The organism is Rhizobium sp. S96 (assembly GCF_030382195.1).
Taxonomy (GTDB): domain Bacteria; phylum Pseudomonadota; class Alphaproteobacteria; order Rhizobiales; family Rhizobiaceae; genus Rhizobium.
Genome location: NZ_JAUDRY010000030.1, coordinates 233,286 through 247,814, shown reverse-complemented (window position 1 = coordinate 247,814; position 14,529 = coordinate 233,286). Strand labels below are relative to the sequence as shown.

Sequence of the window (14,529 nt, the reverse complement as noted above, 5' to 3'; positions counted from 1 at the left end):
ACGTCAGTTGCGCCGGCCGGCGGCTGCCGAGCGCAGGTTGTCGAGGAGCACGGCGAGCAGCAGGATCAGGCCGCGGACGACATATTGATAGAAGGCCTGGATGTTGAGGAGGTTCATGACATTCTCGGCAATGCCCATGATGAGCACGCCGACGATGACGCCCGTCATGGCTGCCCGGCCGCCGGCAAGCGAGACGCCACCGAGAACGCAGGCGGAGATGACCGAAAGCTCGAGGCCTGTTGCGGCATTCGGCTGGCCGGATGTGATGCGCGAGGCGAGGAGGACGCCGGCAACAGCGCAGACGAGACCCTGCAGCGCGAAGATCCAGATCCGCATGTTCGAGACGTTGACACCGGCCAGGCGCGAAGCCTCGGGGTTGCCGCCGATCGCCAGTGTATTCTTGCCAAAGACCGTGCGGTTCAGCACGAAGCCGAAGACCAGGAAAAAGAGGGCCATGACCCAGATCGGCGTAGGGATGCCGAGGAATTTGGACAGCGCCAGCTGGTAGAAGCCGGGATCGTTGATGCCGACCGCCCGGCCATCCGAAGCGATGAGGGCAAGACCCCGCACGATCTGCATGGTAGCAAGCGTCGTGATGAGCGCGTTGATGCGAAAGCGGGCGATGACGACGCCGTTGACCAGACCGACGGCACCGCCACACACAAGCGCGGCAAGAAGACCGATGATGATCGAGCCAGAGGCGTTCGAGGCCATCACGGCGACCATGCCGGAAAAGGCAACGGTGGAGCCGACGGACAGGTCGAAGTCACGCGAGGCGAGGCAGAACATCATCGTGCAGGCGACGATGCCGATCGTCACCACCGACTGCAGCAGGCCCAGCATGTTGCGCTCGGTCAGGAAGTTCGGAACAGTCAGCGCCACGATGGCGAAGGCGACGGCGAAGATGACGACGAGGCCTTGCTCGCCGAGGAGGAGTTTTTTCAAAGACGTCATCGAGACGGGACCTGCTGGTTGGGGAGTTCGCTGGCGTTGGCCACATCGGGAAGGGCAGCGGCGAGGATGCGGCGTTCATCGAAATCGGCGCGGGCGATATCCGCGGCGACGCGACCCTGGCACATGACAAGGATGCGGTCGGTGATCCCCATGACCTCGGGCAGTTCGCTTGAGATCACCACGATCGCCATTCCCTGACCCGCGAGTTCGTAGAGGATCTCGTAGATCTCGGACTTGGCGCCAACATCGATCCCGCGTGTGGGCTCGTCGATGATGAGAACCTTCACGCCTTGCTCGGAAAGCCACCTGCCGAGGATCACTTTCTGCTGGTTGCCGCCGGAAAGGTTGACGATGTCCTGCTTTCGAGAGGGTGTACGGACACGCAGTTTGGCGATGAAGCGCTCGGCAAGCTCTGCTTCCCTCTTCGGTTGAAGGATGCCGAAGGGCGAGAAGTGGCGGCGCGAGGAGATCGCCATGTTCTCCTCGATGTTGCGGCCCTGCACGATACCGTCGAATTTGCGATCCTCGGGGCAAAGCACAATGCCGGCGCGGATGGAATGCGGCGGGCTATCCGGCGCGACTGTGCTGCCATCGACGCTGACGGTGCCTTGCGACCGACTGTCGGCGCCGTAGACCAGGCGCGCCATTTCGCTGCGACCGGCGCCGATGAGGCCAAAGAAGCCAAGGATTTCGCCCTGGCGGACGGAGAAGCTGATCGGCGTGCGCAGTTTGCGACCGGCGAGGGCCTTGACCTCCAGCCGGGCAGCGCCTTGCTCACGCGGGCGAAACCCCCAGATGTTGGAGATCTCGCGGCCGACCATCTCGGCGATGATCTGTTCGCGCGTCGTCTTGGCGATGTCGGGATGATGCGCGGCGAGCTTGCCATCGCGCAGAACGGTGAGGCTGTCGCAAAGGCGAAAAATCTCATCGAGGCGATGGGAGACGTAGAGGATGACCTTGCCCTGCGCGCGGAGCCGGTCGATCAGTGAGAACAGAATTTCGCTTTCGCGTGACGACAGCGACGAGGTCGGCTCGTCGAGCGCGATGACGCGCGCATCGGCCATCACGGCCTTGGCGATCTCGACCATCTGGCGTTCGCCGATCGAAAGCGATGCCACCTTGGCGGTGGGTTCGATATCGATGCCGATCTCCGCCAGCTTCTCCTTCACCACCTCAATGAGACGCGTGCGATCGATGACGCCGGCCCGGCCGGGGAAACGGCCCAGCCAGAGATTTTCGGCGACCGTCAGCTCGGGCACGAGCTGGAGTTCCTGGTGAATGACGATGACGCCGGCCTCGAAGGCATCGCGCACCGAACGATAGTGCTGCGGCGTGCCGGCAATGACAATCTCGCCGGTATCGGCGGACTGGTCGCCGGAGAGCACGCGGATGAGCGTCGATTTGCCCGCACCGTTTTCGCCCATCAGGCCGTGCACGGCGCCCTGCTTCACGGAGAAGGAAACATCGGCCAGCGCCTGCACGCCGGGATATCCCTTGGATATTGCCTTGAATTCGAGAAAGTCTTGCATGTCAGCACCCCGAAAGAGGCCCGGCGACAGAAAGCCGCCGGGCTGACACCATTCTGAGGAGTGGGGTTATTCGATGCCGAGGTCCTTGCGCACCGTTTCATAGTTGTCGCGCAGCGCGACCTGGCCGGCGGTCAGGATCAGCTTTTCCGGTTCCTTGCCGTTGGCGACCCACTCATACATGTTGAGCGCGGTCTCGTAGCCATGGCGCTTCGGCGAGATGATCACGGTGCCGAAGAAGCCGGTGGCGGCAGGCTTCTTGAACTCGTTGATGGCCGAGTCCGCACCACCGATGCCGACGCCGATCATGCTGTCGGCGCCAATGCCGACGCTTTCGGTTGCACGTACCGCGCCGAGCACGGCTTCGTCGTTCAGGCCGACAGCAACCCAATGCTTGATGCCAGCGTTCTTGTTGAGCACGACGGTTGCGGCGTTAAGCGCGGCTTCCGTGTCCGTCTTGGCCTGGGGAGCGTCAAAGATGTTTGCCTCTGGGAACCCGGCGGCCTTCAGCACCGAAAGAGCGCCTTCGACACGGTCGACGGCGGTCGGAAGCTGGTCATAAGAAACGCGGATCGCGCCGACGTCCTTCATGTCCCAGCCGCGCTTCTTGATCTCGTCGACAATGGTCTGGCCAACCGCTTCGCCGATCTTGGTGGCCGAGATGCCCATATGGGCCACGTCTTCGATCGGGCTGCCATCGGCGTTGACGAGGCGGTCATCGACGGTCATCAGCTTGAGATTGTTGGCGGCGGCCTTTGCGACAATGCCGGGGCCGAGCTTCACGTCAGGTGTGCATATGATGAAACCCTGCGCTCCCTGGGCGCCAAGGTTGTCGATCGCCGACTGAACCTTCTCGCCGTCTTCCGCGCCGATCTTGACGAGGGTGAATCCCTTCTCCTTGGCGGCAACGTCGGCAAACTTCCATTCGTCCTGGAACCACGGCTCTTCCGGCTGCTTGACGATGAAGCCGATCTTGACGTCGGCGGCATAGGCGGAGGTGGCTGCGAATACGGCGACGGTGCCAGCCAGGATGGCTGATTTAATAAATCCCATTGTCTCTCTCCCAAATTGACTGCGCCTGCAGTGGCTCTGGATGTATCTTCTTTCATCATAATCGTCAATTGCGTCTGTATGATGAATTGTATATCCATGTATGATAGTAGTGTCGTGCTGATCTGACCATCGCCATATCAATCGAAAGAGGCTATGGATCGCTGGCAAGGCAGGGCCGCGAAAAGTGGGATGAGAATGGCTGTTAAAAAACGAGACGAGAACGCCGATGTCCGGCAGGCGGAGGGAGCCGTGCGTCGTCCCCGCGTGCAGAAGAACATAACCCGGGCGATCGCTTCGGACATTTGCGCGGATACTTTCCCGATCGGTGCCTTTCTGCCGACGGAGAACGAGTTGTGTCTTCGCTACGGTGTCAGCCGCACGGTGATCCGGGAGTCGCTGAAAATTCTCGAATCCAAGGGGATGGTCCGCGGTCGTTCACGCGTGGGCACCGTCGTTTGTCCGAAAGAGGAGTGGAACATCCTCGACCAGCAGGTGCTCGAATGGATCGGGCCACGCATATTCGAACTGAACCTTTTGACATGCGTGCTTGATGCGCGCCGTGCCGTGGAGCCATTTGCCGCAGAGTTTGCCGCCGAGCGTGCCACCGTACAGGAAGTGGCGGAGATCGAGCGGGCCTGGGAGCATATGCGCGACGCCGAAGGAGACCTGGAGGCCTTCACAAAGGCCGATGTCGCCTTCCATGCTGCTCTCCTGAAAGCTAGCCACAACCAGGTCTTCATGCAGCTTGCAAGCATCATTCAGGCCGCGCTTGAATTCTCTCTCCATGCGTCGAACGAGGCAGTGGACGTGCGCGACGAGGCCGTCGAAATCCACCGGCAGCTGGTTGAGGCCCTGCGCATGCGCGACAAGGCTGCTGCGCGGGACTGTTCAAACCGAATGCTCAATGTCGCCGCGCGCGATCTCGCGATCGCCGTAAAGAAACATCCCACGCCGGCAGGCGAATGAAGAGCCACAGGGCCTGCAAACGTCTGCCAACACGAGTGTCATCATGAAAATCACAAAACTCACCACCTACATCGTCCCGCCGCGCTGGTTGTTTTTGAAGATCGAGACCGACGAAGGTGTCGTTGGTTGGGGCGAGCCGGTCGTGGAAGGCCGCGCACTCACCGTCCAGTCGGCCGTGCATGAGCTGGAAGATTACCTGGTCGGCAAGGATCCGTTTCTGATCGAGGATCACTGGAACGTCATGTATCGCGGCGGCTTTTACCGCGGCGGCGCCGTTCATATGAGTGCAATCGCCGGCATCGACCAGGCGCTCTGGGACATCAAGGGCAAGGCGTTGGGCCAGCCCGTCCATTCGCTGCTTGGTGGGCAGGTGCGCGACAGGATCAAGGTCTACTCCTGGATCGGCGGTGACCGTCCCTCGGATGTCGCCAACAATGCGAAGGATGTGGTCGCTCGCGGCTTCAAGGCGATCAAGCTCAACGGCTGCGAAGAAATGCAGATCGTCGATACAAACGAGAAGATCGAAAAGGCCGTCGAAACGATCGGTCTCATTCGCGATGCGATCGGTCCGCATATCGGTATCGGCGTCGACTTCCACGGCCGGGTCCATCGTCCGATGGCCAAGGTGCTCGCCAAGGAACTCGAGCAATTCAAACTGATGTTCATCGAAGAGCCGGTGCTGTCGGAAAATCGGGAAGCACTGAAGGAGATCGCCAACCATTGCTCGACGCCGATCGCGCTCGGTGAACGGCTTTATTCGCGTTGGGACTTCAAGTCGGTCCTGGCGGATGGTTATGTCGATATCCTGCAGCCCGATCTTTCCCATGCCGGTGGGATCACGGAATGCCGCAAGATTGCGGCCATGGCCGAGGCCTATGACGTCGCATTGGCACCCCATTGCCCGCTTGGCCCGATTGCGCTGGCCGCCTGCCTGCAGGTCGATGCCGTGAGCTACAACGCCTTTATCCAGGAACAGAGCCTCGGTATCCACTACAACAAGGGCAACGATATCCTCGACTACATCTCCAACAAGGAGGTGTTTCACTACGCCGATGGCTTCGTTTCGATCCCGCAGGGGCCGGGGCTCGGCATCGAGGTCGACGAGGCTTATGTCATCGAGCGCGCCAAAGAGGGGCATCGCTGGAGAAATCCGATCTGGCGCCATGAGGATGGCAGCTTCGCTGAGTGGTGAGGAGGCGACGTCATGGTCAAGCGCCTGCGTAACAAGCGCATTCTGATCACGGGCGCGGCCCAGGGGATTGGTCTTGCCATCGCCAAGGCCTTTGTTCGCGAGGAAGCAAGCGTTTTTCTGATCGATCGCGACGAGACCCTGCTTCACAGCGCGGTCGCAGCGCTGCGGGCGGAGGGCTATGTCGCAAGCGGTCAGATGGCGGATATCACCGACGCCAAGACAATTGCCGCAGCCCTGTCACAGGCCGAAACCGAGATCGGGCGGATCAATGCGCTGGTCAACAACGCCGGTGTCAATGTCTTTGCGGAGCCGCTTGAAACGAGCGATGAGGAGTGGAACCGCTGCTTCGACATCAACCTTAAGGGCGCGTGGAATTGCTCGAAAGCGATTCTGCCGGGGCTGATCGATCAGGGCGGTGGCGTGATCCTCAACATTGCGTCGACCCATGCCTTCACGATCATTCCGCGCACCTTTCCGTATCCCCTGGCAAAGCACGCATTGCTCGGAATGACGAAGTCGCTCGGGCTCGAGTATGCCGCGAAGAATATCCGCGTGAACGCGCTCGCTCCCGGTTACGTCGCAACGCAGAAGGTCATCGACTATTGGAACAGCTTTCCCGATCCGGAGGCCGCCCAGGCTGAAACGATGAAACTGCACCCAGGCGGACGGATTGCGACACCGGAGGAGATTGCGATGGCGGCCGTCTTCATGATCTCCGACGAATGCCCTTTCATGAATGCCACCTGCCTGACAGTTGATGGCGGCCTGAGTGTCCAGCAACATCCGGCATGACAACGCGCTCCCCTAAGGGGAGCGGCCGTTTGTGGGCACAATTCAGAATACACCCGAAATCCTAGATCGTACGCGCGATCGGCTCCCACCCGATCTCGCGCGAAATTGCACAGGCGTGCAAAAAGTCCCTCACTGTCATGTCGGTGTCACGCGCTGCGGTTAGCTAACCACCATTGGCGCGCCCAGCGCGTGCCTCAACACCGGGAACACGGACATGAACAGACGCGAATTTCTCATCACATCGTCGGCTGCCGCAGGCCTACTTGCCATGCCGCGATTTGCTTCTGCTGCGGAATCGATCGATCTCTACAGCGGCTCGGACGCGAATATCATCGACTTCTGGAACAACATCGTCCGCCCGGCCTTCGAAAAGGCACATCCCGAGGCAGCGATCCGGGTGACGGACGCCGGTGACAATACGGGTCTGCGCGCCATTGCCGACCGCGCGCTTGCGGCCTTGAAGTCCAAGACAGATCCGCAGTCCGATATCTTCGAGCATTTCGACCCGCGCCTGCCCGCAGGCGGCATCGACGCCGGCCTCTGGGTCAAGTTCTCGGCTGCGAACATCGACGGCTTCGACAAGATTAATCCGCTGGCCTTCGACAGCGAATATTCGCTGCCTTACCGGGGCTCACAGGTTCTCCTCGCCTACGACACGACGAAGCTTGATCCGAAGGACGCGCCGAAGACCTGGGAACAGCTGACAGCCTGGATCAAGGCCAATCCGGGTCAGTTCATCTACAACCGTCCTGATAAGGGTGGCTCGGGTGGCAACTTCGTTCGCCGTGCCATCCACGAAGCCAATGGTCGCGATCCTGGGAAGTTCACCGTTGAGAACTACACAGAGGATTACGGCAACCAGGCACTGACGCCTGCCTGGAAGATCCTCACCGATCTCGCTCCCTCTCTCTATGAAAAGGGCGCCTATACGGCTGGCAATACGCAGTCGATCCAGCTTCTGGCACAGGGCGTCGTCACGATGACGCCGGTCTGGTCGGATCAGGTGCTGCAGGCGATCTCGCAGGGCGTTCTGCCGGAAACGACGGGCCTCGTGCAGCTCAGCGACCTCGCTCTTTGCGGTGGTTTCTCGCGCATGACCGTGTTTTCGAACGGTGCCCACAAGGATGCCGCGCTGAAGCTCGCGTCGTTCCTGCTGAGCAAGGAAATCCAGGAAGCGATCATCACGGAGATCGGCGGCTTCCCGGGCATTTCCTGGGATCACATCTCCGACGAGCTTCGTCAGAAATATGCTGACGTGATCCCGAAGACCATCCCGACATTCCCAAGCGGTGATTGGGAAAGCAAGATCAATGACGGTTGGTACCGCAACGTTGCTCCAGGCATCAGCCGCACCTGATGCGTAAGGGCTTTGCAATACCGCCGCTGGCGCACTCCCCTGCGCCGGCCAGTGCAAAAGGATCGGTCGGGCTGCTTTTGGTCGCCCTGCCGGTCTTGCTGCTTGGCTGGCTGATCGTCTACCCGATCTTTTCAGCGGTGGTCGGCACGATCTTCGTCGGTCAGCCGGACGGTACAAGAGCTTTCTCGCTGGCGTCGTACCGCTTCTTCTTCACGGACCACTACAGTCTTGCCAATCTCTGGATCACGCTCTGGACGACATTCGTCTGTGGAATCCTGCTCCTCGCAATCGGCTTGCCGATCGCGCTTTACCTGCGCTTTTCCCAAGGCAAGCTGGCGGCCTACGTTCAGGGCCTTGCAATCTTTCCCTTGTTCGTCCCGTCGATCATCCTGTCCTATGCATTGATCAGGACGATCGGGCCGAATGGAACGGTTGATCTCCTGCTGAACGCATTGGGACTGCCGAAGCTTCCGTCTCCCTACCTTACACCGTGGGGGCCGGTGATCGGCCTCGTCTGGGACAACCTGCCGATCACTGTTCTGATGCTGACGGCTGGCCTTACCGCCATTCCGAAGAGTTCGATCGAGGCGGCACGCGATGTCGGCGCGCGACCGGCGAGGGTATTCACGGCGATCATCTTGCCGCGCATGGGCAATTCGCTGCTGGTGACCGGCTCCTTCGCGATCCTCGGCATCTTCTCGTCCTTCACGCTGCCCTATGTCCTCGGTCCGGCTTCGCCAGAAATGATGGGACCATTCATGCAACGCACATTCTCCGACATGAACGATCCGCTGAACGCCTTGACGCAGGCCGTCATTGCCTTTGCGTTCTGCCTCGCCTTCGGGATCTTCTACGTGCGCTCGATTGCCAAGAACCGGGAGCAGGCACGATGAGCCTAGCAAAGGAGCCCGACGCGCCACGGATCGACTGGCCGGGCATCGCGTTCGCCGTCATTCTGACGCTGGTGATTGCCCTGCCACTCGTCGTTGTTGGCACCTGGGCTTTCACCGAGGTCTGGCGATATCCCTCGGTCATTCCGCAGCAGTTCGGGTTGCGCTTCTGGTCTCAGACGTTGGCGCGCTCGGATGTATGGGATGCACTGACACTCAGCCTTCGCCTGACAACAACCGTGACGCTGCTGTCGGCGATCATCTGCCTTCCCGCTGCATATGCATTCGCGCGCATGAAGTTTCCCGGCCGCGACGTGCTGTTCCTATCGTTTCTTGCCTCGCATGCCTTTCCGAAATTCGGTCTGCTGGTCGCTATCGCCGGAATTTTCCTGCAACTCGGACTGATCAGCACCTTCTGGGGTGTCGTTCTCATCCAGCTCGTGGGTACATTGATGTTGATGATCTGGATTCCGGTTGCCGCCTTCCAGAATGTCGACCGGCGAATGGAAGAGGCAGCGCGGGATGCCGGTGCGACGCCGCTACGCGTCTTCTGGTCGATCACTTTGCCGCAAGCCGCTCCGACGATCTTTGCTGCGGTGCTGCTCACCTTTGTCGGAACATTCTACGAGACCGAGGGCGCCTGGTTGATCGGCGCGCCGGAAATCCGCACGATGCCGGTTCTGATGATCACCTTCATCAACAATCAGATCGTCGTGCAATATGGCGCGGTGCTTTCGGTCATGCTGTGGGTCCCGTCCTTCATCGCGTTGATGTTTGCCCGCCGCGTGATCGGAACGGGCGCTTTTGCCCGAGGTTTTGGTGCATAATTCCATGGTCGGGCATTGCTCGAAGAAAGGCTCCAGATGGCACGCTTGACAATCAAGGGCGTCTCCAAAACCTTCGGCTCGTCTTTCGCAGTGAAGGACTTTTCACTCGACGTCGAAGATGGCGAACTCGTTTGCCTGCTTGGCCCTTCCGGCTCCGGCAAGTCCACTCTTCTGCGCATGATCGGTGGTTTCGAACGCCCAAGCGGCGGATCGATCATGATCGATGCCAAGGACGTCACCCTGCTGCCGCCGGAGAAGCGGCCGACCGGAATGGTTTTCCAGAGCCATGCGCTCTGGACGCACATGGATGTCTTTAACAACATTGCCTTTGGTCTGAAGCTGCGTCGTCTGGCGAAGACGGAGATCCGCGAGCGCGTCGAGGATGCGCTGACGCTGGTTGGTCTTGCCAACTACGGAAAAAGAATGACGAACCAGCTTTCCGGCGGACAGCAGCAGCGTGTGGCGCTGGCGCGATCCCTGGTGCTGGAGCCGAAGATCCTGCTTCTGGACGAACCTTTCGCCAGCCTCGACCAACATTTGCGCGAGCTGTTGCGCGAGGAGGTGAAGGACATTCAGCAGCGTCTGGGGATCACGACGCTTTTCGTGACCCACGGTCAGGACGAAGCGCTGGCCCTGGCCGACCGCATCGTCGTGATGCGCGATGGCGGTACCGAACAGGTCGCGCCTCCCGACGTCATCTATCGCGAACCGCAGACCGAGTTTGTTGCGGGCTTTATCGGCTCGATGAACTTCGTGCGCGCGACGGTGAGAAATGGCGTCAGCGACCATAAGCATGAAGGCTTCAGGGTCGCGGTACCGGTTGCCGATGGCGACGTGGCGATTGCCTGCCGCCCGGAAGCACTTGTTCTTGAGCCAGCGCAGGGCCCACACGCCGGCGTTGTTCACCGGAGCATCGATTTCGGCACGCACAAGCTTGTCGACGTCGACCTTCCGGATGGTACGCGACTGAAGGCGATGACATCTCCTGCGGTGACCTGGCAAAAGGGAAGCCGCGTCGAGGCGACCGCATCGGCCTATTTCGCATTCCGTGATAACACGCTCGTCCATCGGTCAGCCGATGGTGCTGCCAATACAGAGACAAGGATTGTTGGGCATGCTTGAGCAGGCGGGCGTATCGATCGAGGCAAACGGTCATCGGACACTCTTGAAATGGCATCGCGGTCATCGCTTTGGCGGGGATGTCTCCTTCACCCGCGAGCGCATCGCGCAAGGCATGGCCTGCGGGGCGAGTGTCGAGATCGATCTCGTGCGCTTTGCAGATGCGGGTTTTGCTGTCCTCCACGACGAAACGCTGGATCGGGCGACCACCGGGCAGGGGCCGGTCTTGGCTGCGACGGCATACTATCTGCGCTCTCTTCGCCTGCGCGATCATCAGGGGGCGGAGACCGGCCATCCGATCATGCTGATCGATGATCTCGGGCGACTGCTGGAGGAAAGCGCGCAGGCCGCCGGCGCTGTCTTGCAGCTTGATCTCAAGGAGCGTTCAGCCGACATCCGCGATGCCGACATTGCCGCCTTTGCCGAAGCCATCGCACCGGTTGCGCGATCGGTGATCCTGTCCGGTGGCGATGCGGTCGCCGTCGAGCGTTTGTCGCGGGCCGTGCCTGACATGCCGATCGGGTATGATCCCTGCCACGAGGGGGCGATGGAGCGGTTGATGGAAAGCCATGATTTCGAGGGGTTTGTCACCACGGCGCTCGTCGCATCGCCACGCGCGGAAATGATCTATCTTCACCACAAGCTCGTGCTCTTTGCCGATAGCATGGGTTTCGATCTGATCAACGCCTTTCATGCAGAAGGCCGCCGGATTGACGCCTATACGATCAACAAGGCGATCCCCGGCGTGGAGCCTGATGTCCTGCGCCTGCTCGCCTTGAAGGCCGACCAGATCACCACGGATGACCCGGTCGGCCTGCAACGGCTTCTGGCCGACAAATTGTCTATTTGAAGCCTTCGATCAGCCAACCATGGACCGCAGCATTCGCTGCGACAATATCTCCGTTGGCCGTCACCGGTTCGCCGGAGAAAGCCGAGACGGTTCCACCGGCTTCCCGGACTAGCAGCGCCGAAGCACCGTAGTCGTGCAAGGAAAGTCCATCCTCGAAGAAGCCGTCAAGGCGCCCGCAGGCGACATAGGCGATCGAGAGTGCGGCCGATCCCAATCGCCGTACTCCGGCCGTCTCGGCCATCAGCCTCTGCAGGGCGACAAAGTAGCGGTCCTGCGTGACAGCCTTCACCTGACCGGGGATGGGCAGGCCCGCACCGATCAGAACATTCTGGATGTCGGCATTGTCGACGCAATGTATCTGTTCGCCGTTGAGGTAAGCCCCGCCGCCGACCTCGGCGCTGAAAAGCTCGTCCTGCATCGCGTCATAGACAACGCCGGCAACCAGTTTTCCTGACTCGACGATCGAAATCGTCATGCCGAAATGCGGGATACCCCAGGCGAAATTGGTCGTGCCGTCGATCGGGTCGATGTAGATGATCGGGGTATCAGGATCCGCCTGACGATTGCCGACAGCCTCTTCGCCCTGAATGGCGTAGGATGGAAAGGCTGTGACCATTTCCTCGACGATAATGTGCTCCACGGCGACATCCATCTCGGTCTGGTAATCGCGCGGTGCCTTAGCCAGTATCTCGTGGATGCGGCGACGCTTCAGAGATGCGCGCGCCGTCTCCCCGGCCTTCAAAACCGCTTTCGCAAGAGTGACGAGGCGCGGCGATGCCGTCGGAGAAACGCGGCTGGAAATATCGGTGTATGTCATGGAAAATACTGAAAAACCTCGAGTCACGTAGCTGTCGCCCACCCATCGCAAAAGCGGGTAACACTTTTGTGACGAGAGATCTGATTATCGCGGTTGGGCTGAAATGGACCGCCTACGCGCGGCTGAAGCTCTTAAATTCCTGACCCGTCGAGTTCCTCGGCGTCCTCTCCTTCCCAGGGGGATGGCATCGAAGAGCGACTGAGGTTGGCCGAAGGCATCGGCATCCAACACTTCAATTCCGGTTCGGCATATTCGATGATGCGGCCGGGCGAGGAATCGGAGGCACGCCATCCTCCCGCGCCGAACCGATCGGCATTCGACCAATATGCGAGGTCAACTTCTGCGGCCCCCTGTTCGGATGGGTGGATCGTAACGAGGATCCGACTGCCGTCTTTCGGAGCGCTTGCCATGTGGCGCCAGCGGTCTGGCTCGTCCATCATTTTTCCTCCTGCCTTGCTATCGGTCACAACTGTCGTCCCACGGTCGAAAACCGTCAACTGAAACCTTGCGCTAGGCCGCCCCGATTGGAGAATACAATCATTCTCGACACGACACGCGACACTGACGGTCTTGCCGAGGAGGGCAGCCTACCCAGGCTGTACCCTTCGGAGGGTGCGGTCGCTATGCCGAAGAGTTCGCGTCTTACGAAATCAAACCGCGTCGCGCTCTGTGCGCAGGTTGGACACCACGCGCCGGTTCTGCACCTTGCAGGAGCGGTTCGTGCAGTCGCGGACTTCGCGGTCGTTGCCATAGCCCTTGGCCCAGACACGATTGGGATCCACGCCCTTCGACACGAGGTAGGCCATGGCTGCATCCGCGCGTTTTTGCGACAGCGATGTCATCGTCGAAGCCGACCCGGAATCGTCGGCAAATCCCTGCAGCTTGACCAGCCATTGCGGGTTGTTGTTGAGCCAGAGAGCCTGCTTGTCCAACGTTGCCTTGGCAACGGGGTCGAGCGTGGCCGAATCCTGCGTGAAGTAGGTGCGCCGACCGACGTTCAGAATGAAGTCCTGTTCGCTGCCGGCCGCGACATTCTCGAAGCCGGGTGCCGGATCGTTCGTTTGCCCGGTCATGGGGGCAGGGCTGGGCTCTTCCACCTCGGCAAGTTCAGTGGTGCTGCAGGCGGCAAGTGTGAGAAGCATGGTCGCAGCGACAACCAGCCGCGAATATCCGGTTAAAGCAGACATCAGGGTGCTATTCCTCATTCGACCGGGTTGGCTTGGTTGATCTTGGCGGCACTTTCAGCCTGATCGGCAATGTGCGGCAGGACCTGTACCGCGGTGCCGATAGGGCAGCGCTGGTAGAGGTCGATCGCATCTTCGTTGAACATGCGGATGCAACCGCTGGAGGCATCTTTCCCGATGCTGCCGGGCTCCAGGGTGCCGTGGAAGCGATAACCCGTATCCACGCCGTCGCGAAGCAGATACATCGCACGCGGACCAAGTGGGTTCTTCGGCGAGCCGCCGTCGACCGAGACGGGCAGTTCGGGGTGGCGTTCACGCATCTCCGGTGGCGGCGTCCAGCGCGGCCACAGCGCCTTCTGGTCGATCGTGGCGCGGCCATACCATTTGAAGCCCTCGCGACCGACACCGACGCCATAGCGGATAGCGGTCTTGTTCTCCATGATCAGGTAGAGAAAGTGATGGGTGGTATCGACAACAACGGTGCCGATCGGCTCGCTGCTGAAGTATTTGACAACCTGGCGCTGCCACTTCCTGTCGATCTTGGCGAAATTCGTGCTTCGGAACGTAACGCCATTGTCGACGCTGGTTCCTGAAAAATAGGACGCCGCCGCAGCGAAGACCGGTTCTTGAACGGCCATGGTACCAACCGAGGCCAAACTACCAAGCAATAAATCCCTGCGCGTCCACCCCATCGGCAATTTCCCCCAAAAGCCAAGCAGCGAAGCGTCATGTAAAACAGATTTTTTATTTGCCACAAGACTAAAATTGAACTGTGCGCTGGTGGAACGGTCGACCACGCTCTCGACACGGCGTCATGCCCGGTCCGCAAAGCAGTCATTCTCTCCAGAACCTTCATCATTGCGAGGTCCTGTTGCGAACCGCGGGCGCCGAGACCTGTCGCGAACAGCCAATTCCTCCCGCCGGCACCTCTCCAAAATGTAATAGTTTTTCGCTGGCTCCAACGTCATCTTACGTATAAGTAAGCTTTAATTTAGCTTTACT

The 14,529-nt window shown here is 60.2% G+C and carries 15 protein-coding genes; 8 read left to right on the top strand and 7 right to left on the bottom strand.

Features of this window, described 5'->3' with window-relative positions:
* Positions 1 to 3: 3 nt before the first annotated feature.
* From araH to QTL94_RS23220, 3 genes are all read right to left on the bottom strand, one after another.
* Complete coding sequence (gene araH / locus QTL94_RS23230) at positions 4 to 954, bottom strand: L-arabinose ABC transporter permease AraH (protein WP_065691691.1); 951 nt, start codon at positions 952 to 954, stop codon at positions 4 to 6.
* On the bottom strand, positions 951 to 2,483 hold the full coding sequence (araG, locus tag QTL94_RS23225) for an L-arabinose ABC transporter ATP-binding protein AraG (protein ID WP_065691692.1): 1,533 nt from the start codon (positions 2,481 to 2,483) through the stop codon (positions 951 to 953). Before araG ends, araH begins: the two co-directional genes overlap by 4 nt.
* A 66-nt stretch (positions 2,484 to 2,549) precedes the next feature.
* A complete protein-coding gene (locus tag QTL94_RS23220) occupies positions 2,550 to 3,533 on the bottom strand; it encodes an arabinose ABC transporter substrate-binding protein (protein ID WP_065691693.1) in 984 nt (327 codons plus the stop codon).
* A gap of 195 nt (positions 3,534 to 3,728) precedes the next feature.
* Here QTL94_RS23220 and QTL94_RS23215 point away from each other — a divergent pair, with 195 nt between their 5' ends.
* The 8 genes from QTL94_RS23215 (at position 3,729) to QTL94_RS23180 (ending at position 11,526) form a co-directional block, all read left to right on the top strand.
* Complete coding sequence (locus QTL94_RS23215) at positions 3,729 to 4,499, top strand: FadR/GntR family transcriptional regulator (protein ID WP_065692196.1); 771 nt, start codon at positions 3,729 to 3,731, stop codon at positions 4,497 to 4,499.
* Positions 4,500 to 4,542: 43 nt separating this feature from the next.
* Entirely contained in the window at positions 4,543 to 5,691 is a 1,149-nt protein-coding gene (dgoD, locus tag QTL94_RS23210; RefSeq protein ID WP_065691694.1) for a galactonate dehydratase, read from the top strand.
* A 12-nt stretch (positions 5,692 to 5,703) separates the two neighbouring features.
* Positions 5,704 to 6,483 carry an SDR family oxidoreductase gene (locus QTL94_RS23205; RefSeq protein ID WP_065691695.1) on the top strand — a complete coding sequence of 260 codons (780 nt, stop codon included), beginning with the start codon at positions 5,704 to 5,706 and terminating at the stop codon, positions 6,481 to 6,483.
* Positions 6,484 to 6,697: 214 nt separating this feature from the next.
* On the top strand, positions 6,698 to 7,840 hold the full coding sequence (locus tag QTL94_RS23200; protein ID WP_289803234.1) for an extracellular solute-binding protein: 1,143 nt from the start codon (positions 6,698 to 6,700) through the stop codon (positions 7,838 to 7,840).
* A complete protein-coding gene (locus QTL94_RS23195; RefSeq protein ID WP_083199363.1) occupies positions 7,840 to 8,733 on the top strand; it encodes an ABC transporter permease in 894 nt (297 codons plus the stop codon). The genes QTL94_RS23200 and QTL94_RS23195 overlap by 1 nt, the downstream gene beginning before the upstream one ends.
* Positions 8,730 to 9,557, top strand: a complete 828-nt coding sequence (locus QTL94_RS23190) for an ABC transporter permease (protein ID WP_065691697.1) — start codon at positions 8,730 to 8,732, stop codon at positions 9,555 to 9,557. The genes QTL94_RS23195 and QTL94_RS23190 overlap by 4 nt, the downstream gene beginning before the upstream one ends.
* Before the next feature lie 36 nt (positions 9,558 to 9,593).
* Entirely contained in the window at positions 9,594 to 10,679 is a 1,086-nt protein-coding gene (locus QTL94_RS23185; protein WP_289803233.1) for an ABC transporter ATP-binding protein, read from the top strand.
* Positions 10,672 to 11,526: a glycerophosphodiester phosphodiesterase gene (locus QTL94_RS23180; RefSeq protein WP_065691699.1), complete on the top strand. Its 855-nt coding sequence runs from the start codon at positions 10,672 to 10,674 to the stop codon at positions 11,524 to 11,526. Before QTL94_RS23185 ends, QTL94_RS23180 begins: the two co-directional genes overlap by 8 nt.
* Here QTL94_RS23180 and QTL94_RS23175 read toward each other — a convergent pair.
* From QTL94_RS23175 to QTL94_RS23160, 4 genes are all read right to left on the bottom strand, one after another.
* Positions 11,519 to 12,343, bottom strand: coding sequence for an inositol monophosphatase family protein (locus tag QTL94_RS23175; RefSeq protein ID WP_065691700.1), 825 nt, complete (start codon positions 12,341 to 12,343; stop codon positions 11,519 to 11,521). The two genes, QTL94_RS23180 and QTL94_RS23175, sit on opposite strands and share 8 nt — an antisense overlap.
* 131 nt (positions 12,344 to 12,474) lie before the next feature.
* Positions 12,475 to 12,780 (bottom strand): hypothetical protein, encoded by a 306-nt coding sequence (locus tag QTL94_RS23170; protein ID WP_065691701.1) that lies wholly within the window; start codon positions 12,778 to 12,780, stop codon positions 12,475 to 12,477.
* 213 nt (positions 12,781 to 12,993) lie between these two features.
* Positions 12,994 to 13,548 (bottom strand): OmpA family protein, encoded by a 555-nt coding sequence (locus QTL94_RS23165; RefSeq protein WP_065691702.1) that lies wholly within the window; start codon positions 13,546 to 13,548, stop codon positions 12,994 to 12,996.
* Positions 13,545 to 14,219 carry a L,D-transpeptidase gene (locus QTL94_RS23160; protein ID WP_065691703.1) on the bottom strand — a complete coding sequence of 225 codons (675 nt, stop codon included), beginning with the start codon at positions 14,217 to 14,219 and terminating at the stop codon, positions 13,545 to 13,547. The genes QTL94_RS23165 and QTL94_RS23160 overlap by 4 nt, the downstream gene beginning before the upstream one ends.
* Positions 14,220 to 14,529: the final 310 nt, after the last annotated feature.